15 protein-coding genes and 1 pseudogene are annotated in these 22237 nt (G+C 67.8%); 9 read left to right on the top strand and 7 right to left on the bottom strand.

Annotated features, from left to right (window positions below; all coding sequences use genetic code 11):
* Window positions 1-267 precede the first annotated feature (267 nt).
* The 4 genes from ACM9NP_RS17225 to ACM9NP_RS17210 form a co-directional block, all read right to left on the bottom strand.
* A complete protein-coding gene (locus ACM9NP_RS17225; RefSeq protein ID WP_415647744.1) occupies window positions 268-1200 on the bottom strand; it encodes a PAC2 family protein in 933 nt (310 codons plus the stop codon).
* A 71-nt stretch (window positions 1201-1271) separates the two neighbouring features.
* The gene (locus ACM9NP_RS17220) at window positions 1272-1760 is read right to left on the bottom strand and encodes a GNAT family N-acetyltransferase (protein WP_415647743.1); all 489 of its coding nucleotides are present in this window, start codon (window positions 1758-1760) and stop codon (window positions 1272-1274) included.
* A 270-nt stretch (window positions 1761-2030) separates the two neighbouring features.
* Window positions 2031-3647 (bottom strand): monocarboxylate uptake permease MctP, encoded by a 1617-nt coding sequence (mctP, locus tag ACM9NP_RS17215; RefSeq protein ID WP_415647742.1) that lies wholly within the window; start codon window positions 3645-3647, stop codon window positions 2031-2033.
* A gap of 6 nt (window positions 3648-3653) precedes the next feature.
* Window positions 3654-3911, bottom strand: a complete 258-nt coding sequence (locus tag ACM9NP_RS17210) for a DUF3311 domain-containing protein (protein ID WP_415647741.1) — start codon at window positions 3909-3911, stop codon at window positions 3654-3656.
* A gap of 346 nt (window positions 3912-4257) precedes the next feature.
* Here ACM9NP_RS17210 and ACM9NP_RS17205 point away from each other — a divergent pair, with 346 nt between their 5' ends.
* The 6 genes and pseudogenes from ACM9NP_RS17205 to ACM9NP_RS17180 all read left to right on the top strand — a co-directional run bounded on the left by ACM9NP_RS17205 (window position 4258) and on the right by ACM9NP_RS17180 (window position 15375).
* Window positions 4258-4818: a snapalysin family zinc-dependent metalloprotease gene (locus ACM9NP_RS17205; protein WP_415647740.1), complete on the top strand. Its 561-nt coding sequence runs from the start codon at window positions 4258-4260 to the stop codon at window positions 4816-4818.
* 210 nt (window positions 4819-5028) lie between these two features.
* Entirely contained in the window at window positions 5029-5940 is a 912-nt protein-coding gene (locus ACM9NP_RS17200; RefSeq protein ID WP_415647739.1) for a tetratricopeptide repeat protein, read from the top strand.
* A 268-nt stretch (window positions 5941-6208) separates the two neighbouring features.
* Window positions 6209-7102: pseudogene (locus tag ACM9NP_RS17195) on the top strand (arginase family protein); the annotation flags it as partial.
* A 216-nt stretch (window positions 7103-7318) separates the two neighbouring features.
* On the top strand, window positions 7319-12211 hold the full coding sequence (locus tag ACM9NP_RS17190) for an NAD-glutamate dehydrogenase (RefSeq protein ID WP_415647738.1): 4893 nt from the start codon (window positions 7319-7321) through the stop codon (window positions 12209-12211).
* A gap of 574 nt (window positions 12212-12785) precedes the next feature.
* Complete coding sequence (locus ACM9NP_RS17185; RefSeq protein ID WP_415647737.1) at window positions 12786-13874, top strand: golvesin C-terminal-like domain-containing protein; 1089 nt, start codon at window positions 12786-12788, stop codon at window positions 13872-13874.
* 334 nt (window positions 13875-14208) lie between these two features.
* The gene (locus ACM9NP_RS17180) at window positions 14209-15375 is read left to right on the top strand and encodes a VLRF1 family aeRF1-type release factor (RefSeq protein WP_415647736.1); all 1167 of its coding nucleotides are present in this window, start codon (window positions 14209-14211) and stop codon (window positions 15373-15375) included.
* Between the two features lie 274 nt (window positions 15376-15649).
* Here ACM9NP_RS17180 and ACM9NP_RS17175 read toward each other — a convergent pair whose 3' ends face one another.
* The gene (locus ACM9NP_RS17175; RefSeq protein ID WP_415647735.1) at window positions 15650-17095 is read right to left on the bottom strand and encodes a glycoside hydrolase family 3 N-terminal domain-containing protein; all 1446 of its coding nucleotides are present in this window, start codon (window positions 17093-17095) and stop codon (window positions 15650-15652) included.
* Between the two features lie 192 nt (window positions 17096-17287).
* Here ACM9NP_RS17175 and ACM9NP_RS17170 point away from each other — a divergent pair, with 192 nt between their 5' ends.
* Window positions 17288-18457, top strand: a complete 1170-nt coding sequence (locus ACM9NP_RS17170) for an ROK family transcriptional regulator (RefSeq protein ID WP_415647734.1) — start codon at window positions 17288-17290, stop codon at window positions 18455-18457.
* Between the two features lie 114 nt (window positions 18458-18571).
* Window positions 18572-19621 carry a golvesin C-terminal-like domain-containing protein gene (locus ACM9NP_RS17165; RefSeq protein ID WP_415647733.1) on the top strand — a complete coding sequence of 350 codons (1050 nt, stop codon included), beginning with the start codon at window positions 18572-18574 and terminating at the stop codon, window positions 19619-19621.
* A gap of 123 nt (window positions 19622-19744) precedes the next feature.
* On the opposite strand, the gene ACM9NP_RS17160 is transcribed toward ACM9NP_RS17165, so the two are convergent.
* Window positions 19745-20059 carry a DMT family transporter gene (locus tag ACM9NP_RS17160; RefSeq protein WP_415647732.1) on the bottom strand — a complete coding sequence of 105 codons (315 nt, stop codon included), beginning with the start codon at window positions 20057-20059 and terminating at the stop codon, window positions 19745-19747.
* 89 nt (window positions 20060-20148) lie between these two features.
* Between ACM9NP_RS17160 and ACM9NP_RS17155 the strand changes: the two genes are divergently transcribed.
* On the top strand, window positions 20149-21312 hold the full coding sequence (locus tag ACM9NP_RS17155) for a pentapeptide repeat-containing protein (protein ID WP_415647731.1): 1164 nt from the start codon (window positions 20149-20151) through the stop codon (window positions 21310-21312).
* On the opposite strand, the gene ACM9NP_RS17150 is transcribed toward ACM9NP_RS17155, so the two are convergent.
* Window positions 21294-22046, bottom strand: coding sequence for a GntR family transcriptional regulator (locus ACM9NP_RS17150; protein ID WP_415647730.1), 753 nt, complete (start codon window positions 22044-22046; stop codon window positions 21294-21296). The two genes, ACM9NP_RS17155 and ACM9NP_RS17150, sit on opposite strands and share 19 nt — an antisense overlap.
* Window positions 22047-22237 lie beyond the last annotated feature (191 nt).

Raw genomic sequence — 22237 nt, 5'->3', positions numbered from 1 at the left:
CCGCGACAAGGCGGCGCGCCCGACGGAGGTCGATTGAAACGCGTGACCAGGACTGACCGGGAACCCGCGTCGAACCGAACGCGTCCAGAGGTCGTCTCAGGTCGTGCGAGGCGATTAGTTCCGGCAAACCGTTGTCGGCCATGCCTTCTGGCGTGCTGGAGCAGGGCGGACTTCGACGACGCGGCCGGTGGTCGAGCCGTGTCCGCGGTTCGACCATGAACACCGTCGACGCCGCCGGAGCCGAACCGCCGGGTGACCCGACAGGCTCTAGGCCGAGAAACCCCGGCGGTCGTCGCGTTGGTCCGGCTGCTCGGCGAGGAAGCGCTCGAATTCGGTGCCGAGTTCGTCGGCCGTCGGAAGGCGACCGTCATTGTCGGCGAGGAGGCTGCGTCGCGCGGCGGACTCGGTGAACATGTCGAACTGGCGTTCCAGGGCCTCCACGACGTCGGAGACCTCGGTCGAGTTGCGGACCTGCTCGTCGACCTCGGCGTTGACCTGGCGCGCCGTCTCACGCAGTTCCTCGTCGGGGACGGTGAGCCCCGCGGCGGTGGAGATGTGTTCGAGCAGGGTCACGGACGCCGACGGGTACGTCGACTCCGCGAGGTAGTGCGGGACGTGGACGGCGAAGCCGAGCGCGTCGTATCCGGCCTGGCCGAGGCGGTACTCGAGGAGCGAGCTGACGCTGCCGGGCACCTGAAGCTTCCCGGGACCCCACATGCCCGCCTCGTGAAGCAGGTGCGGGCTGGTGCCGTGCGACGTCACGCCCAGCTGACGCGTGTGCGGGGAACCCATCGGGATTCCATGCAGCCCAATGACTTTGCTGACGCCAAGGTCGCCGACGATGCCGATCACCGCGCTGACGAAACGTTCCCACTGCGTGTCGGGTTCGCGCCCCGTCAACAGCAGGAACGGAGTCCCCCGGTCGTCGCGCATGAGATGCAGCACGATCTCCGGTTGGGTGTAGGCCTCCCAATGGTCCGTGGAGAACAGCATGTTCGGCCGCCGAGAGCGGTAATCGATCAACTGGTCGGCGTCGAAGGTCGCGATGACACGACTGTCGAACTCCTGCAACAGGTGCCTCGTCACTCCCTCGCCGGCGGAACCGGCGTCGAGGAACCCGTCGAACTGATGGAGCATCACCGCACCGGTCAGGTCCGGCAGATCGGGGTCGAGCTGATACAGCTGCCGTGGATCCTGCACTGGTCATCCTTCCGCTTTATTCGGACATGGGGTTGTCAACGCGAGCGGGCGGCGGATCATTCCCGGTCGGCTCAGACCGCTTGACGCGCGAGGGCTCGTCGCATGACGACCGCGTTCGCCATGCCGGCCGGTTCGTCGGTCGCGACGAAGCCGTGCCGCTCGTAGGTGGCGCGGGCGGCGTCGTTGGTGGCGACGAACTCGAGGTAGACGCCCGGGTCGTCGTTGGCCGCCGCCCACGCGACGATCCGATCGAGGAGGGCGCCCGCGACACGGCGGCCGCGGTGCGTCGGCGCGACCCACATCGACACGACTTCGGCGTGCCCCGCGAGGTGCGGTGGACGATGTCCGCCGGCGAGACCGATCGCGGAGCCGGCGTCGAACGCGGCGAGGGCGATGCCGGACGACATCCAGTCGCGCCAGGCGTTCTCGTCTCGAACGGCGGCGTTGGAGTAGGAGCCCATGAAGCTGGCGGGGGAGTCGATGAGGGCGGCGAGCCGTAGCTCCTTCTTCAGCCGCCAGTCGTCGCGGCCCAGTTCGCGTATCTCGATGTCGAATGGCACGGTTGGCAGCCTAGAGGCCGTCTCGTCGTCCCAGGTGAGCCCGTCTCGGTTGACGTCAATGCGGTGATCCTCAGGCGCGCAGGCGTTTCGATGACGCGGTCGACGACCCGACAGCTCTTCCCCCGAGGTCGTGGACGCGGTATGGGGGCCGCCTGACGGGTGGTTCCGCCTCAACGGGGGACAACCGGAGCGGACGCTGAGGCGTTTCAGTGTCGTGGGGTCGGGGAAGGGGCGGGCCGCGAAGGCCCGCCCCCACAGCGTCGGTTCGCGTCAGACCATGGCGGCGACGGGGGCGCTGTCCTCGTCCGGTTTCGCCTCGGTGTCGGGGGTGTCGTCCTCGTCGACGAAGTAGTCGGCGGGTTTCGTGGCGTCGTCGCCGTCGGTGACCTTGAGCGCCCTGAGCACGAACGTCGCGATCACCACCACGATCAGGTTCACCGCGATCGCGAGGATGCCGACGTACATCGTCATCGGCGTGTCGATGCCGAGGTCGGCCAGCGGATACGCCGAACCGCCGAACGGGGCGCCCGTCACGGGGTTCTTGACGCTGTACAGCATCGCCATCCCGGCGACCATGCCCGCGCCCCAACCCGCGATCAACGCTCCACGGTGGAACCATCGGGTGAACAGTCCCAAAGCGACACTGGGGAGCGTCTGGAGGATGATGACGCCGCCGATCAGTTGGAGGTCGATCGAGAACTGGGTGTCGAGCAGCAGGATGCACGCCACCGCGCCGACCTTCACTATGAGCGACACCAGTTTCGCGACCTTCGCCTCCTGTCTTGGAGTGGCGTCCTTCCTGAGGTACTCCTTGTAGATGTTGCGGGTGAACAGGTTCGCCGCACCGATCGACATGATCGCCGCCGGGACGAGCGCCCCGATCCCGATCGCCGCGAACGCGACGCCCGCGAACCAGTCGGGGAACATGTCGCTGAACAGCTGCGGGACGATCGTGTTCTTGTCCTCGCCGACCATTTGGGTGTTCGCGGCGATCGCCATGAACCCGAGTAGGGCGATGAGGCCGAGGACGAACGAGTAGGCCGGCAGCGCCGACATGTTCCGCTTGATGACGTCGCGGCTCCTGCCAGCGAGGACGCCGGTCAGCGAGTGCGGGTAGAGGAACAGCGCCAGGGCCGACCCGAACGCCAGCGAGATGTACTGCAACTGGTTGGCGCCATTGAGGAGAAGGCCGTCGCCGGGCGCCTCGGTGGCCTCGAACTTCGCCTCCGCCGAGTCGAAGATGACGTCCCAGCCGCCGAGCTTGTACGGGATGTAGACGACGGCCACGATGATCACGAGGTAGATCAGGATGTCCTTGACGAACGCGATCAGCGCGGGGGCGCGAAGTCCCGACTGGTAGGTGTACGCCGCGAGGATCGCGAAGGCGATGATGATCGGCAGGTGTCCGTGGACGCCCATCGTCTTGAGGACGGCCTCGATGCCGACGAGTTGCAGCGCGATGTACGGCATGGTCGCGACGATGCCCGTGACCGCGACGATCAGGGCGAGCGTCGGGGAGCCGAAGCGCGCCCGCACGAAGTCCGCCGGGGTGACGAAGCCGTGCTGCTTCGACACCGACCAGAGTCTGATGAGGACGAGGAAGACGAGCGGATAGACGACCACTGTGTACGGTAGGGCGTAGAAGCCGAGCGCTCCGGCGCCCCACACGAGTGCCGGTACGGCGACGAAGGTGTAAGCGGTGTACAGGTCGCCGCCCACGAGGAACCAGGTGATCCAGGAGCCGAAGGCGCGGCCGCCCAGCCCCCATTCGTCGAGGTGTTCCATGTCGGTGGGCCGCCGCCAGCGCGCGGCGATGAAGCCCATCCCCGACACGACGAGGAAGAGCGCGGCGAAGACGGTCAGTTGGATCCAGTTCAGGTCGGCCATCGGAGGTCACCGGCCCTTCTTCTTTTTCGTGATCTGGTAGACGAGCGTGGTCGTGCCGACTCCGATCACGATGAACGCGAGTTGCAGCCAGTAGAACGTCGGAAATCCCAGCACGCGGGGTTCGTCCTTGTTGAACAGGAAGGTCATCAGCGGGATGACGATCGGGAGCAGCAGCAGCCAATTGGCCCAGCTGCGATCCGTGTTGGTGCTTCGGTCGCGGGGAGACACGGGTCCTCCGGGGTTGTCGTGCGGGTAGGTCGACACGGATGTGATCGGACACACAGTCGTGCTGAGGCGGGACATTAGCACTGATCGAGTGACCGCGTGGATAACGTTTTCGGCAGATTTTCCATCGGTTCGGTTTCGGTCAAGGGGCAGCTCGACGTCGATGTCGGCGCGCGGTTCCCGGTGTGAGTGAGGGAGGGAGATCTCCGCGTAATCAGTGAATTACCGAAACGAGATATTCATGCTTATCTATTGATTTGCGGGTCTCTGTCCCGATAACGTCCCTTTTGGTTGAAGTCGCGACGGCGTGTCGGAATCGTCGTGGTGGCGACGGCCGCTCGCTTAATCTATTTGCGACACAAGACCATCTCTAAAGGAGACAGTTGTGTTCATCACCTACGTCAGACGACTTCTCGCCGGTGCCGCCGTCACCGCGCTCGCGCTGTTGACGGTGCAGGCCGCCGGCGCGACGGCCGCCAACGCCGAGCCCACCACCCAGGCTCAGACGGTCTACTACACGGCCTACGGCTACGTCAGCCAGTCCCACAGCGCGGCGCAGATCTGGAACAACGCCGTGCCGAACTTGAACATGGTGTCGACGTCCAGCGGTGGCAGCATCGTCATCTACGCGACGAACAGCGGCGGCTCGCGCGCCTACCCGTGCGGTCTCGGCTGCGCCACGATCTACATCGACAACAACGACGTCGCGGCCGGGCACAACGCCCTCCGCATCGTCAGTCACGAGATCGGCCACGGCCACGGCCTCGGCGACAACTACAACGGAAACTGCGCCATCCTGATGTCCGGTGGCAGTGCCGGAACCGGCTGCACCAACCCGTACCCGAGTTCCGGCGAGGCCTCGGCGGTCAACTCCTGGTACGGCTTCGCGTTCGCGCCACAGCAGGAGACGAAGCCCGGCGTCTACGACCCGACCCTGGTCGGCTGACAAGGGCCCAAGTGATCGTGCGAGGCGAACCGTCTCGCACGATCACGGGTGGGCGAGGTTCGACGGCGACGGTCTCGTTCGTCGTTCGGTGGGCACCGGCTCCGACCCGATCGACCCGGCCGCGATTCCGCGCGGCGCGATTCGTGGGGCCGCCTCGGCGACGGGGCAGCCTTTCGCGTCCATTCGGTCGGTGATGCGAGACTAAACGGCATGAATACGCATGACCCGAACCAGGCTCCGCAGCGGTTGTTGGCCGGGGCCGTCGATCTGTCCTCCCTGGCTCAGACCGCCACGTCCGCGCCGTCGCAGCGGCAGGAGGCTCCCACCGAGCCCGCCGCGGCCGGTCCGGGCGTCGCCGTCATCGACGTGTCCGACGCGACGGTCGAATCCGAAGTCCTGCAACGGTCCCTGTCGAACCCGGTCGTCGTCATCTTCTGGGCGGCGCAGATGCCCGAGAGCGTGCAGTCGGTCGACCTGTTCGCGAAGCTCGCCACCGAGTCGGGTGGCACCTGGACCCTGGCTCGCGCCGACGTGGCGCAGAACCAGGAGTTCGCGATGGGCCTGCAACTGCGCTCGGTGCCGACGGTCGTCGCGTTGTGGCAGGGCCGGATTGTCGACGTGCAGGAGGGAATCGTTCCCGAACAGCTTGCCCGCCAATGGATTGGGCAGGTCGTGTCGTTGGCCGGCGGGGAGCCGCCCGCGATTCCCGTGGACCCGCAGCTGGAAGCCGCCGAGGAGGCGATGAGCAACGGCGAATACGACGTGGCCGAGGCGGCGTTCTCCCAGTACCTCAATGAGAACCCCGGCAGTGTGGACGCCGAGGCCGGGCTGGCGCAGGTCCGATTGCTGCGCCGCGTTACGGAGGCGGACGCCGACGCGGCGATGGCCCGCGCCACCGCCGACCCGAAGGACCTCGACGCGGGCATGCTCGCCGCCGACATCGAGGTCATCTCGGGCAACGCCGAGGCCGCGTACTCGCGTCTCATCACCTTGGTCCAGTTCTCCGCCGGTGACGACCGCGACCGCGTGCGCAAGCACCTGCTCGACCTGTTCCTCGTCGCGTCCCCCGAGGATCCGACCGTGGCAGCCGCCCGCCGCAAGCTGGCGTCGGTTCTCTTCTAGGACGCGGTTCTCCCGCCGCGCGCTCCGGGGGCGCCTCGTTTCGTCATCGGTGTCACTGACGACGACACCGGTGCTCGGGGGCGCCTCCGCCTCGCGAACGCGCGACGCGTCGACCCATACCGGCCGTGACGATTCGCGAGGTTACGGGGCAGGCGTCAAAGCCGACCGCACGGCGCCGCGCCCTCCACCGTTCGGCCGTTTTCGGTGGCCCCGGCCATCCCATCCAACGGCACGCGGGCTGCCCTGCGCGGTTTTGTGGTTTCCTTGAATGGTGAGATCCTTCGCCATTGTGGACGCGCCCTCGAACCTGGGCCTTCGTCCTCCGACACCGGGAAGCGTTCCCGGCTGCGCGAAGGCCCCCGGGGCATTGCGGGATCACCAACTCGTCGCCCGACTGTCCGCCCGCGACGCGGGTTGTCTCACGCCACCCCGATTCGACCCCGGCGATTGGCGGCCCGGCGACGGCGTCTGTCACGCGGCGGCGATCGCCGGCTACTCCCGGGCCCTGGCCGATCGCATCGACGCGATCATCGACGCCGGTGATTGGCCGATCGTGCTCGGCGGCGACTGCTCGATCCTGATCGGCTCGGCCCTGGCGATGAAGCGCCGCAGTGGTCCCGACGGCGCCCACGGTCTGATCTTCGTGGACGGACATTCGGACTTCCGGCACCCCGGCAACTCCGCGTACGTCGGCGCGGCGGCGGGGGAGGACCTCGCCCTCGTGACCGGCCGTGGCCAGCCCGACCTCACCGACATCGACGGGCAGCGCCCGTACTTCGACGCCTCGCGGGTGGCCGTCCTCGGCATCCGCGACGGCGACGAGCACCGCGTCGAACTGACGGCGTCCGGCATCGCGCACCGCACGGTGCCCCAACTGCGGGCCGCCGGCGCCGCCCGCAGCGCGGAATGGGCGATCGACCAACTCGGCGACGTCGCCGGCTTCTGGCTGCACGTCGACGTCGACGTCCTCGATCCGTCGGTGATGCCCGCCGTCGACGGCCCCGATCCGGGCGGCATCGCCCACAGCGAGCTTCAACAGCTCATCCGCGTCTGTGCCTCCTATGAGGAATGTCTGGGTATGGAGCTCACCGTCTTCGATCCCGACTACGACCCCGACGGCGAATACGCGGCGGCGATCGTGGAGACCTTGGCGCGGGCGCTCGCCTGAGGCTCCATTCCTTTGTGTCGCCTGCCGAGAATGGCACTCGGTGCCGTCCTCACCTGATGAAACACCGACGACCAGCACCCCCGCGAGGTTGCGGTGCCCCCCGCCACGTGAGGCCGACATCATGTGTGATTCCTGACGGTCGGACGTAGGCTCTTTAATAGCGCTACCCACAGCGGCGTGGGTACGAATGAACATGGGAGCTAGCAGACAGTGTTGGCGATAGTGTCGGACGAGGAAGACCGGGGATTCGACGAGGAGCTTCCCAATCGGGAGCGTCTGATCGCTGAGGCGGCGGAGCTGGCCGCCGACGACCACGACTTGGCCGCGCTCGTGCGGCTCTACTGGAGGCTGGTTCCCGACGAAGACCTGATGGGTCGTCGGGCCCGCGACCTCTTCGACGCCACTGTGGCTCATCGTGATCTGGCGTGGCAGCGTACGCCAGGTGAAGTGAAACTCGCCGTCACGACGCCCGAGTTGCCCGATTCCGACCCCTATTCGACGCCGAACCCCGCGTTGGTGCACACGTCGATCGACATCGCGACCGACGACATGCCCTTCCTGGTCGACTCGATCGCCGGTGCCCTCACCACCCGAGGCATCGACGTACACCTCATCGTGCACCCGCAGGTGCCGGTCAAGCGCGAAGTCATGGGCGCGTTGGACGTCGTTCCGGCGAAGCCGGAGGACGTCGACACGGTCATCGAGAGCTGGATGCACGTCGAGATCGACCGCATCCGTGGCGCCGAGATGGCCGAGGACATCCACAATGTCGTTCACAGCGTCCTCACGGATGTCCGCGAGTGCGTTGAGGACTGGCAGAAGATGCGCAAGGCCGCGCTCGATCTCGCCAACGAGATCGACTCCGACGGCCCACAGTGGCCGGTTCCGGAGAAGGACCTGACCGACGCCGGTGGGCTCCTTCGCTGGCTCGCCGACGACCAGTTCACGTTCCTCGGATACCGCGAGTACGACCTGGTCGACAGCGACGAGGGCCTCGCCCTGGAAGCGCGGATGGGGTCCGGCCTCGGTCTGCTGCGCGCCGACCAGGCCGGTCCGAAGCCGTTGAGCACGATGACGCCCGAGGCCCACGAGAGGGTCCTGGAGAAGCGTCTCCTCATCGTCACCAAGGCGAACTCCCGATCGACCGTCCACCGTAACTCCTACATGGACTACATCGGGATCAAGACCTTCGACGCCGACGGCAATGTGGTGGGGGAGAAGCGTTTCCTCGGCCTGTTCACGTCATCGGCCTACCTGTCGTCCGTGCGCGTGCTGCCCGTCGTCTCGCGTAAGGTCGCCGAGGTCATGCACGGCTCCGGTCTCGCGCCCCGCAGCCACTCGGGCAAGGATCTGATGGCGATCCTGGAGACGTACCCCCGGGACGAACTGTTCCAGATCCGCACCGAGGACCTGCTGCGCACCGCCATGGCCGTCCTCCGGCTGGCGGGCCGCCGCCGCTTGAGACTGTTCACCCGCCGTGACACCTACGGCCGGTTCATCTCGTGTCTGGTCTACCTCCCGCGCGATCGGTTCAACACCGACAACCGCGTCAAGATCCAGAACATCCTCAAGGAGCGTCTGCACGGAGTCGGCGTCGACTTCGCCACGCACGTCTCGGACTCGGTGTTGGCGCGAATCCACGTCACCGTCCGTACCGACCCGGCGCAGCCGTCCCGCGAGATCGACACCGACTCGATCCAGGCCGAACTGATCGAGGCGACCCGTTCCTGGGAGGCCGACTTCGAGCTGCTGCTGGACCGCAAGCTCGGCGAGGACCAGTCGCAGGACCTGTTCAAGCGGTACGTCAACGCCCTGTCGAGCAGCTACAAGGCGAGCCACTCGCCGTTCGAGGCCGCGAAGGACCTCGCGAAGTTCGAACTGGTCGACGAGCCGGGTGAACTCGCGCTGCACTTCTACCGCCGCCGCAAGAGCGACACGGACGTCCGATTCAAAGTGTTCCGCTTCGGCGAGCCCATGAAACTGTCGACGGTGCTTCCCGTGCTGCACTCGTTGGGCGTCACCGTCACCGACGAGCGACCGTACGAGATCGAGCGCGAGGACGGCACGATCTACCTGCACGACTTCGGTCTGGAACTGCCGGATCCGCAGATCCAGGTCCCGCAGGTGCGGGTCATGGTCGAGAACGCGTTCATGTGGGCGTGGCTCGGTGAGGCGGAGACCGACGACTTCAACGAGCTCGTGCTCCGCGCCGGAATGACCTGGCACCAGGTCGTCATCCTGCGGGCGTACGCAAAGTACCTGCGCCAGGCCGGAAGCGTGCACTCGGTGCGCTTCATGGCGACGGTGTTCGGTTCGCACCCGAACCTGGCCGAGTTGCTGGTCTCGCTGTTCGAGACCCGCTTCAACCCGGAACTGCAACTGACGTCGGCCGCGCGCGACGAGGCGGCCGAGAAGCTCCAGGCGGAGTTCGAGGAGGGCCTGGAGGCAGTCCCGAGTCTCGACGCGGACAGGATCCTGCGCTCGTACCTGAGCCTGATCCAGAACACCCTGCGCACCTCGTACTACCAGCGATCCGACTCGGGCCGTCCGAAGTCCTACGTGGCGTTCAAGCTCGACGCCCAGTCCATTCCGGACCTTCCGGCGCCGCGTCCGCGCTACGAGATCTTCGTCTACTCGCCTCGTTTTGAGGGTGTGCACCTGCGGTTCGGCAAGGTCGCGCGGGGTGGCCTGCGCTGGTCGGACCGCCGGGAGGACTTCCGCACGGAGATCCTCGGTCTCGTCAAGGCGCAGATGGTGAAGAACGCCGTGATCGTCCCGGTGGGCGCCAAGGGCGGTTTCGTCCTGAAGAACCCGCCGACGGACCGGGAGGAACTGCACGCCGAGGGCGTCGCCTGCTACAAGTCCTTCATCAGGGCCCTGCTCGACGTCACGGACAACATCGACCCCTCGGGCAAGGTCGTCTCCCCACAGGAGGTCGTGTGCCGCGACGGTGAGGACACCTACCTCGTCGTCGCCGCCGACAAGGGCACCGCGACGTTCTCCGACATCGCGAACGAGGTCGCGCAGAGCTACGGCTTCTGGCTCGGCGACGCCTTCGCCTCGGGTGGTTCGGCAGGGTACGACCACAAGAAGATGGGCATCACCGCACGCGGCGCGTGGGAGTCCGTCAAGCGGCACTTCCGCGAGCTCGGCGTCGACGCTCAGACGCAGGACCACACGGCGGTCGGCATCGGCGACATGGGCGGCGACGTCTTCGGCAACGGGATGCTGTGCTCCGAGCACACGCGCCTCGTCGGCGCGTTCAACCACCTGCACATCTTCGTGGACCCGGACCCCGACACCGCGGCCGCGTACGCGGAGCGGCGTCGACTGTTCGACACGCCCCGCACCACGTGGGACGACTTCGACAAGTCGATCATCAGCGAAGGCGGCGGCGTCTGGCCGCGGACGCTCAAGTCGATCCCGATCTCGTCGCAGATGCGCGAGGCGCTCGCCATCGACGACGACGTGACGAGCCTGGCGCCGAACGATCTCATCCACGCCATCCTCATGGCCAAAGTGGATCTATTGTGGAACGGCGGTATCGGTACCTACGTCAAGGGCTCGTCCGAGTCCAACGCCGATGTCGGCGACAAGGCCAACGACCCGCTGCGGGTCGACGGCGGCGAACTGCGATGCACGATCGTCGGTGAGGGCGGCAACCTCGGCTTCACCCAACGCGGCCGGATCGAGTTCGCCCGCAAGGGCGGCCACATCTCGACCGACTTCATCGACAACTCGGCGGGCGTCGACTGCTCCGACCACGAGGTCAACATCAAGGTCCTCCTGTCGCGGGCGATCACGACCGGCGCGCTCCCCTCGGCCGATCGTGACGAACTGCTCATGGAGATGACCGACGAGGTCGGCAGTCTCGTGCTGCGCGACAACTACGACCAGAACGTCGCGCTCGCCAACGCGAACGCGCAGTCGTCGAAGTTGTTGTCGGTGCACCGCAGGCTGATGAACCATCTGGCCACGACGGCGGGTCTCGACCGGGAACTGGAGGCGCTCCCGAGCGACAAGGTGATCGGCACCCGCAAGTCGCAGGGCCGGGGCCTGACCGAGCCGGAGCTCGCGGTCCTGCTGTCCTACGTGAAGTTGGGCCTGGCCGACGAGATCCTGGCGTCGGCGCTGCCGGACGAACAGTGGACGATCCCGGTCCTCAGCGACTACTTCCCGACGCCGTTGCGCGAGCGTTTCGTCGATGTCATGCCGGAGCACCCGCTGCGGCGCGAGATCGTGACGACGGCGGTCGTCAACGAGGCGGTCAACCGAGGCGGAACCTCCTATGTGTTCCGTGTCTCGGAGGAGATGGGTTGCGACTCGGCCGACGTGCTGCGCGCGTACGTCATTGTTCGGGAAGTGTTCGGGCTCAAGGAGATCTGGCAGGAGGTCGAGGCGCTCGACAACAAGATCCCGTTCGCGGCGCAGACGGCCACGTTGCTCGTGGTGCGGAGGCTTCTCGACCGGGGTGTGCGCTGGCTCATCCAGAACCGCAAACTCCCGCTGGACGTCTCGGCGGAGATCGAGCGTTACAAGTCCGGCCTGGCCGAGATGCTTCCCCGGATCGCGGACACCCTCCAGGGCAGCGACCGGGACGGCCTGGGCGAGTACGCGGGCAAGTTGGTCGACAAGGGAGTCCCGGAGGACCTGGCGGTTCGCGTCGCGGGCCTGATGTACGGCTTCGGGCTTGTTGACGTCGTCGAGGTCTCCCACGTGGCCGATGTGGATGTCGAGGTCGCGGCGGACGTGTACTACACGATGGCGGCGCGGTTCGGCGCCGACTCGATTCTCAACAAGATCTCGGCGCTGCCCCGCGACGACCGGTGGCAGACCCTCGCGCGGATGGCGCTGCGGTACGACCTGTACTCGACGCTCGCGGCGTTGACGGCGCAGATCCTGGTGTCGACGTCGGCCGAGGACAGCGCGGTCGAGCGCGTTCAGACGTGGCAGATCGACAACGAGACCTCCCTCGCCCGAGTGCTCGGATCGATGGAGGAGTTCGCGACGGCGAGCCCGGACCTGGCGTCGCTGTCGGTGCTGTTGCGGCAGATCCGCACGCTCGCTCAGACGGCCACGGCGGCGGCTCGCGGTCAGGGCTAGACCGTTCGACTTAGCGAGGGGGTGGGGACGCGCGTTCCCACCCCCTCGATCGCTCTGCGCCATGCCGTCGTTCGGGTCTGCGGGTCACTCGACTCGGTGGACCCGAGACGTTCACCCGACGAACGGTCGGGCCGGACTCGCCGATGTCCGCCGCTGCCGACGTCCGGAACGCGAATCGCCGCCGTCTCATGCGAAGCTGTGCAACATCGGGCTGGACCCGTGTCCTGTCCATGCCTCTGAAGTGGATGGTGTGCGGGACGGCGTCCGAATGGGACGCGCGGCGGCCGGCGCGCCGTTTCGAAGTGCCCGGAGTCGGCGTATTCCGCCGGGGCGCCGCGATGGTCGATCGACTCCGGGTTGCGGTGTGATCGTCGAGAAACCGCACGTTACCGACTCTTCGGCAGTGGGCACCGAGTCCACTTCGATCTGTCTGTTGGGGACTCTCGACACTTTCTCATAATTCATGCATATTCGATGGTTTTGGGTCTTTCGATATGTTTCGGGGCGTGGTAGAAACCTTCAATCGGTATTTGCGTACCGGGTAAGAATTCCATTCCAGCGAACGGGAGTATTGATGTCTCCAAGTCCCCGAATATCGCGACGGGCCGCCCTGCGCGGCGCGGTCGTCGTCGGTGTCGGCGCCGCGGTCGGTGGCGCGACGATCCTGACGACGAGCAGCGCCTCCGCCGACGTCCCGAGCCCCGATATCGCCGGCTGCGCGGACTGGGGCGCCCGGGCGCCCGGCGGGCTGACGCAACTTCCGAACGGCGCCAACAAGATCGTCATCCACCACACGGCTTCGGCAAACCAGGCCGACACGTCGAAGGAGGCCGCGTTCCAGCTCGCCCGTGACATCCAGGGCTGGCACATGGACGGCAACGGTTGGGCCGACTCCGGCCAGCACTTCACCGTCAGCCGCGGCGGCTACGTGATGGAGGGGCGGCACACCAGCCTCGACCACCTGTCGTCCGGCTCCGGCATGGTCCAGGGCGCGCACGCCCCCGGCGCCAACACCGACGGCATCGGCATCGAGAACGAGGGCACCTACACCTCCGAGACGCCGCCGGCGGCCCTGTACGACAGCCTCGTCACGTTCTGCGCCTACATCTGCCAGCAGTACGGCATCCCGTCGAGCGAGATCTACGGGCACCGCGACTTCGTGGCGACGGCCTGCCCCGGCGAGGCGTTCTACGCGATGCTGCCGCAGCTGCGCGCCGACGTTCAGGCGGTCCTCGACGGCGGGGGCAACCCTGGCGCCTGGTCCGTCACGATCGACAACGGGGACGCCGGTTTCACCATGGGCGCCGGTTGGGCCCTGTCCAGCTACGCCGCCGACAAGCACGGCGACAACTACGCGTTCGCCTCTCCCGCGGCCGAGGACGGCACCGCCGTCTTCTCCGCCGAGATCCCGGAGGAGGGCGTCTACTCGATCGAGACCTGGCACGGCGCTCTCCCCGGCTACAACCCGAGCGCGCCGTTCACCGTTCACGCGGGCGACGGCGACCACGCCGTCACCGTCGACCAGACCTCCAACGGCGGTCAATGGGTCGGGCTCGGCCAGTTCACGCTGCCGGCGGGGCAGCGGGACCTGGTGTCCGTCTCCCGTCGCACCGACGGCGCCGGCTACGTCCTCGCGGACGCCATTCGCGTGACGAAGGTGTGATTTTTTCGGTCGGGTGCCCTCCCCACCCGGCCGAACCACGAACCCCGGGCTTCCGGGGGCATTGACACGGCCCGCGTCGTTGGGCGATCGGGCGCGATCCACTCGGATCGGGCTCGGCGACGCGGGCCGTTCGCCGTTCCTCCTCGAACCGGAGGAAGGCGCTCGACGGTGCGCGGGCCGTCCACCCGATGACGCGACGTCCCCGTGGCACGTCTCGCCGGGCGGCGGGCCATTTGCCGCGAATCGCCCAAGTGTCGGCGTCGTCAGTGCTTGGCTGGACGAATCCATCGTTAACGCCATCCGTCCGGGTGGGCGACGCGACCCAAGGAGCGTCATGACTCTCGATCGCGACACCTTCGCGCAGCTGTCCCAGTTGAACGACCCGCACGGCGTGCTGTCGATGTACGTGAACGCCGACCCGCAGGGCGATTCGGACCCGCAGGCGTGGCGGTTGCGGCTTCAGCACCAGATCAGCGCGCTGACCGAGCGCATGAGCGACAATGGCTCGCGCGAACGGATCGACCGCATGCGGCGGCGCATCGACGCGCTCGGCGAGGACCGCGACTGGCTCCTCGACCCGACGACGCGCGGCATGGGTCGGGCATTGTTCGCGCCGCTGTCCGACGGCGAAGTGCACCGCGTCTCGGTGCAACTGCCGACGGAGGACTTCGTGACCTGCGAGGACTCGGCCTACATCCGACCCCTGTTCGAGTGGTGGTCGAAGGGCTCACCCGCCGGTATCGCCGTCGCCGCCCGCGATGGCCTGCGGATCGTCGACTTCCGGTTCGGCCTCGCCACGGAACTCGCGACCGTCGAGTACGACGCGGGAACCGAGGAGTGGGCGGAGATGAAGGGACCGGCCACGTCCGGCTCCCCGTTCGCCAGGCACGGCGTCTCGCACCGCGAACTCTTCGAGTCCAAACTGAACGAACACATTCGACAGTTCCTGTCGACGACCCACACGACGCTGCGGCGCTACGCCGACGGCCAGGAGTGGGAGTACCTCGTCGTCACCGGCGAACCGCAGCTCGTCGACGCGGTCCTCGAACACGTCAACGGGGACCGGCCGCGCGTCGTCCGGGCGCAGCAGGTCCTGTGGGACGTCCCCACGGCGATGCTCATCGACACGGTCCTGCCGGACCTCGAGAAGGGCCGTCGGGAGGCGGAGGCCGCGCTGGTCATGCGCGCGACCGAGACGAAGCGAACGGCGCGCGGGCTCGACGAGACCCTCGCGGCGATCCAGCAGGGCCAGGCCGAGGTGCTGTTGATGAGCGAGGGGCACGAGTGGACGGGGTGTCGGTCGGCCGACGGTCAGTACACCGCCGACGGCGTCGTCCCGCCCGGAGCGTCCGAACAGGACATGATGCCGGAACCGCACATGGGGGAGCGGCTCGTCGAGTTGGCGCTGCGGAACGGCACCGAGGTCGCCATGCTCCGCGAGGAGGAGGCCGAACGCCTTGGTGACGGGGCCGACGGGCTCGTCGCGCTCCTGCGTTGGTGACGTCGCCCCATCGATGCGTCGAGGCCCGGCNCCGGGTCGCACGTTTTCGATGATCACGAGGTCTTCCCTCGGCGCTGGCCACGTGGTAGGAAGAAGAAACGCGCTATGTGATCGGCACTACACCTTCACAAGCTCATGGTGTCGAGCGAGCTTCCCTCGGGGCTCGTCCCGCCTGGCGTCTCTCTCGAAATGGGCTCGGCGGCGGTCATCGACTGCCGCCGAGCCTTCGGTTCCGTTCCGCGACAACGGCGTCCGGGACGGAACCGTCGACGCTTCAGTCGCCAAGCAGCACTTCGACGGCCGCCGTCGCGTTCGCCGACGCCGCGCCGTACGTCGCGAGGTACGCCGTCAGGCCCTCCGCACGCCACGGCGCCGGCCATCCCATCTCGACGAGGACGGCGCGCGAGCAGCCCGCCAGCGCCGTGATGATCTCGCGCGAGTGCGGCGTGCGGTGGCTGTCCCGGGCGACGATGACGACGGCACGCCCGCGCGCCGCGGCCGTCAACGCCTCGACTCCCGGCCCGTCCTGGTCCGCGTGTAGAACATCCACATCGGGCAGTCGTTTGGTGAGGAGCGGGGTGATGCCCCACGGCGCCTCACCGACCGCGATGTTGGCGGCGGAGTCGATCTGGATGATGAGCGGGTTGTCCCACGCGGGCAGTTCGCCCTCGAGCCTCAGGGCCCGGCGCGCGGCGGAGAGGCCGAGCGCGGACTGGGCGTCGCCGAGGTCGGTCACGCCGTCGAACAGCTCGGTGACGCGGCGGTTCGCCGCCTCGAGCCTGGACAGGGGAAGCCGTCCCTCGTCCACGGCCGCGACGATCGCGTCGACGGTCTCGTTGACGACGTCGGTCAGCGGTCCGTCCTTTTGCATCTCGCCGCCGGTGCAGATCAGGTCGCAACCGGCGATGAGCGCCTCGACGACGGCGGCGGGCAGCCCGATGTCGCCGCTGACGCCGCGCATCTCGATCGCGTCGGTGATGATCGCCCCGTCGAAGCCGAGCTCGCCACGCAGCAGGTCGTGCATGGCGGCGCGGCTCAGGGTCGCGGGCCGTTGCCCCGTCAACGCCGGGACGCGGATGTGGCCGCTCATGATCATCCGGATTCCGGCGCCGATGACGGCGCGGAAGGGCACGAGTTCGCGCTCGCGGAGCACGTCGATCGTGACGTCCACCGTGGGCAGTTCGAAGTGGGAGTCGACGGAGGTAGCGCCGTGCCCCGGGAAATGCTTGGCGCACGCGAGGACCCCGGCCTGGTGCAGCCCGGTGACGGCCGCGGCGGCGTGCCGGGCGACGGCGTGCGGGTCCCGGCCGAACGAGCGGGTGCCGATGACGGGGTTGTCGTCTTCGACGTTGACGTCGACGGCGGGCGCGAAGTTCAGGTTGAAACCGGTGTCGCGCAGCTCCGCGCCGATCGCGTGGTGGATCGCGCGGGTCAGTTCGGGATCGTCGACGGCGCCGAGCGCCGCGTTGCCGGGGTAGGGGCTGCCGGTCGCGGTGTGCAGGCGGGTGACGTCGCCGCCCTCCTCGTCGATGGCGACGAGCGCGTTCGGGTTGGCGGTGCGCAGCTGGGCCGTCAGCTCGGCGACCTGGTCGGGGTTGTCGATGTTGTACGAGAACAGGCAGAAACCGGCGATGCCTTCGTCGAGCAGGTCGACGACCCAACGCGGGGCCGTTGTGCCGGAAAAGCCGGGAATGAGGGTCCGGAGGGCTTTGGTTCTCACGTCGCGACGGTTCATGGGCAACATCCGAGCTAACTAGTAAGAATATTTTCGATTATTCTAAGGTGGTGTCAATCGTGTCCAGACGGCGGCTTGCCCGCATCCGATTAGATGAGAGAGGATGCGAGGTTGACCGGCAGTTTCGGGGAACCCCGGTTTCAGTAGGCGAACACTTCGAAAGGCGGGCCTCGAGCGATGGCCAACAAGCAGTCACCCGGCATCCCACAGTTGCTGCGGGTGCTCAACGACCGGGCCGCGCTGAACCTGCTGTTCTCGGAGGGACCGCAGACTCGCGCTCAGATGGCGGCGGCGACGTCCCTGTCGAAGGTCACGGCGTCCCAAATGGTCGAACGGCTCGAGTCGCGCGGTCTCATCGAGGCCGTCGGGACTCGTCCCGGCAATCGGGGCCCCAACGCCCAGGTTTACGCCGTCGTCGGTTCGTACGCGTACGTCGCGGGCGTCAACGTCGGACCGTCGTCTATCACCGTCGCCTGCGCCGACCTGATCGGCGAGGTCAAGGGGCGCGCCGAGCTCGTCATCGGCGATTCCGACGAACCCGTCACTGTCGTCCACAATGCAGTGGCGGCGGCCGCCGAGAACGCGGGCATACCGTTGGCCAAGATCAGTCGCATCATGCTGGCCACCCCCGGCATCATCGACCCGAGCACGGGCGACATCGGCTTCGCCTGGGATCTGCCCGCGTGGCAGCGCGGCCTGCACGGCGCGTTGGAGACCGACCTCGGCAGGCCCGTCGTCATCGAGAACGACGTCAACCTCGCCGCGGTCGCGGAGCACCGGACGGGCGCCGCATTGGGCGTCGACAACTTCGTCTACATGTGGTTCAGCCGCGGTCTCGGCCTCGGCGTCATCCTCGGTGGGAAGCTCCATCGCGGTGCCACGGGTGGCGCCGGCGAGATCGGTTACCTTCCCGTTCCCGGCGGACCACTTCCGCAGGGCCAGGTCTCGCGTCGCGCGAAGGGCTCGTTCCAGCAGCTCGTCGGCGGGGACGTCATCGCCGACCTGGCCGGTGAGCACGGTTTCTCCGGCGGGGAGCCGGAGGAGCTCGTCGCCCGCGCCGTCGAGGCGGGCGACGCGGGCCAGAAGTTCCTGCACGAGATCGCCGGACGCATGGCGCTCGGCGTCGCGTCCGTGTGCTCCGTTTTGGACCCCGCCCTCGTCGTGCTCGGCGGCGAAGTCGGCTATGCCGGCGGTGACGTCCTCGCGTCGATCGTGGAGGAGGCGGTTCCGAGGATCGCGCCGATCTCCCCGCGGGTCGTCGTCGGGACGGCCGCCGAGCGCCCGGTGTTGCAGGGGGCCCTGCGGGTGGCGCTCGACACGGTGCGCGAGGGGATCTTCGCGGACTGAGTGGACGACCGACCGCGTGTCGGGGCCGTTGCCGTCGTATCACATGGTAAAGGCCGATGTGGAGCTTTACTGCTACAACGGACATCGGCGTTCGACGATGTGAGGCTGTCCCTTATGAAGGGATGGATTGTCGCGGCCACGGCCGCACTCGCGTTCGCAATCACCACGACACCCGTTCACGCGGACCCCGGCGGCCGAGGCCTCGACCACGGGGACGCCGACCGACCGCACGACCGAGCCCCCGAGGCGTCCGCCGTCGACTACCCCGGCGCGAAATGGCTCGCCGCGCACAAGAGCAACTACACCAACGCCAACAGACCCAAGAGCGATCCGATCACCACGGTGGTCGTCCATACGACCCAGGGCAGCTACGAGGGGACCAAGGCCTGGTTCCGCAACCCCAAGTCCCAGGTGACGACCCACTACGTCATCCGGTCGAAGGACGGCGAGATCACGCAGATGGTGCACGAGGCCGACATCGCGTGGCACGCCGGCAACTGGGACGTCAACACCCGGTCGATCGGCATCGAGCACGAGGGCTACGTCGACAACCCGAAGAAGTGGTACACGGACGCGATGTACCGGTCGTCCGCGAAACTCGTCGCGGCGATCTGCGACAAGTACCGCATTCCGGTGGACCGCAAGCACATCATCGGACACGTCGAGGTGCCCGGCGCCGACCACACCGATCCCGGCAAGGGTTGGGACTGGAACAAGTACCTGACGTTCGTGCGCGACGCGATGGAACCGAAGCCCGCCCCGATCAAGCTCAACAACGAGACCCACAACTCGACCGCGAGCGGCGCCTGGCAGTCCCGGCACCAGGGCGGCGACTACGGACCCGACTACGCGTACGCCTCACCGGTCGCGAAGTCCGATCCATTCTGGTACGACGCGACGATTCCCGCGCGGGGGCGGTACCGCGTCGAGGTGTGGTTCCCGGCCGACGCCAGGCACAACGCGCGGACGCCGTACATCCTCAACACCGCCGGGGACGGCCCGTGGCAGACGGTCTACGTCGACCAGCGCACCGGTGGCGGAGCCTGGCAGACCATCGGCACCTTCGACTTCGACGCCGGCTCGTACCAGGCGGTCGCGGTGAGTCGGTGGACCGATGGGACCGGTCTCGTCGTCGCGGACGGGGTCAAACTCACCCGCGAGTGAGCCGACCCCTACCGCCGCTTGGTTGGGCAAATTCTCCGCTTGGTTGGGCAAATGNCGNAATCACGCCTGATTCCGCAATTTGCCCAACCAAGCCGGCCGTTTGCCCAACCAAGCGGAGAGTCCTCAGTGGTAGAGCTTGAGACCGACGACGCCCGCGACGATCAACAACAGACAGATGATCCGCGCGAGGTTGACGGACTCCCCGAGCCACACCATCCCCACGATCGCGGTCCCGACCGCGCCGATGCCGACCCACACGGCGTACCCCGTCCCCACGGGAATGTCCCGCAGCGCCACACCGAGGCCCGCCATGCTCAACACCAGTGCGACGCCGAAGACGATCGTCGCGTTGAGCCGAGTGAAACCCTGCGAACGCTCCAAGGCGATCGCCCAAACGGTCTCCAGGATGCCGGAGACGACTAGAACCAACCATGCCATCGCCTCACTGTACGAACGAAAGACGTCGTCGGCGACGGATCGGCGTGGTCAGATCGGTCACCACACACCCCCACGGGTACAACAGGACCATGACGAAGCTGCGCGACACGCCCGAGAGGCGGGCCGTTCGCCGACGATCGGACCGGGCGCTCGTCGCGCTGTGCGTCCTCGCTCTGATCGTGGTCGTCGCTGCGGTCGTGGCCGACCGCGTCCATATCGACAACACAGTGGACGGAAATCGCGCCGGCATCGGCCTCGACGTCGCGAAGAGCGTCGTCTACGTGGTCGCCGGGCTCGTCGGCGCCGTCGGCGCGTTCCTCGTCCACACGGTGCGTCGGCGCCGTCGCGAATCCCGCGAGCGCTCCGACTCGGCGCGGTTCACCCGGCTCTTCACCGAAGCCGTGAACCTGCTCGGTGCCGACGACGTGCGCGTTCGGGTGAGCGGCGTCCTGGCGTTGGCGGACCTGACCGACGTCTTCCCGCGCCGACGTCAGGACTGCGTCGGGGCGTTGTGCGCCGTCATGCGTTCGCCCTATCAGCCGCCGTCATCGCCGCTCGGTGAGGAGACGGGCGAGCGGCGGATCGCGCGGCAGCGGGCCTTGGACGACCGTCTCGTTCGAAGGGTCATCATGGACCTCATCGGGGCGCGCTTGCGAGCGGTGCCCGTTTCCGGGCGGTCTTGGCACGACTGTCACCTGAATCTGAAGGGCGCGGTCGTCGACGGCGGGGACTGGTCGGGGGCGCGCTTCGTCGACGGGGTCGTCGACTTCGAGGGCGCCTGGTTCCCGTCGGGTCGGATGTCCTTCGTCGACGCCGTCGTCGAGACCGGATACGTCCACTTCGGAGATGTCGCGTTCGCGGGTGCCGTCGTCGATTTCAGGGGCGCGGCGTTTCGCGGCGGCCGAGTGTTGTTCTCCGGGGCGCTGTTCTCCGGTGGGCGCGTCGACTTCGGTGGCAGCGCCTTCGACGGCGGTGCGGTCGCGTGGTGGGGCGCGACCTTCGCCGGGACCGACGTCAGCTTCACGGGCGCCGCCTTCATCGGCGGGCGCGCCGACTTCTGGGACGCGACGTTCTGCGGCGGTCGGGTCGACTTCGGCGGCGCGGTGTTCACGGGCGGCGTGGTTGACCTGGGGGCCGCACGGTTGACCGGCGAGGGAGAGTCGGCCCCGCTCGCGCCGCCCAGCTTCGGGCTCGCCGACGGGGCCGTGCCGGTGGGTCTGGTGCTACCCGATGGTTACTCGATAGTGGACTGATCGGTGTCGGTGTCGGTGTCGGCGGCCTTCACGCGATCGGCGCGTGCGCGTCGTCGACTGTGCGTGGCCTCCTTCGGGTCGACGTCGCCGCCGATCCAGGACCGCGCGAGCAGCATCGTCTGTTCCCGGCCCGCCTCGACGTGCGCCAAGGCCAGTCTGGCCGCCTCTTCCGGGTCCCCGGCCGCGATCGCGGCGTGGATCCGCTCGTGGTCGGCGACCTGCGCCACCGGGTCGAGTTCCACCGCGAGCGCGAACAGCCAGCGCATTCTCGAATCGAGGGGACGCGTGATCGTCAACAGCAACGGGTTGTCGCAGACCTCCGCGAGGACACCGTGGAAATCCGCGTTGAGCTTGGTGAGCCGCTTCGGGTCGTGCTCGACGGCGTGGGCGTCGTCGAGGCATTCCCGCAGGCGCGCCAGGCCCAGCGCGTCGACCCGTTCGGCCGCGAGGCGGGCGGCGAGCGGTTCGATGCCACGTCGCACGTCCAGGAGGTCGCGGACGTCGCGCGGCGTGAACGGGCTGACGATGGTCCCCTTGCCCGGCACGATGACGACGAGCCCCTCCGCGGACAGCAGCCGAAGCGCCTCCCGCAGCGGGATGCGCGACACGCGCAGCTCGGTCGCCAGATCGCGCTCGATGAGCCGCTGGCCCGGCTGATACTCGACGTCGATGATGCGTCGGCGCAGCGTTCGATACGCCTGGTCGCGCAGCGAACCGTCGTCGGTGCCCGTCATCGCCTGTCCGTTCCTCGGTGTAGCCGTCGAGTGTAGAGCTTGTCACGGCACCCGGCGCTTCGGCGGCGGCGGGCCATGGGGCCGGCGGTGCCGGGAGGCCGATCGAGCCGTGCGGAGTCGGCAGGGCGATCGCCGTTCCGCGAAGGTCAAGGTGAGTGACTCGGGTGACCTTCGCGTGGTCGTCGCGTCGC

It is taken from the genome of Stackebrandtia soli, assembly GCF_965137155.1.
Classification (GTDB): domain Bacteria; phylum Actinomycetota; class Actinomycetes; order Mycobacteriales; family Micromonosporaceae; genus Stackebrandtia; species Stackebrandtia soli.
The sequence above is the reverse complement of the archived record's forward strand: the minus strand, read 5'-3'. Positions and strand labels throughout refer to the sequence as shown.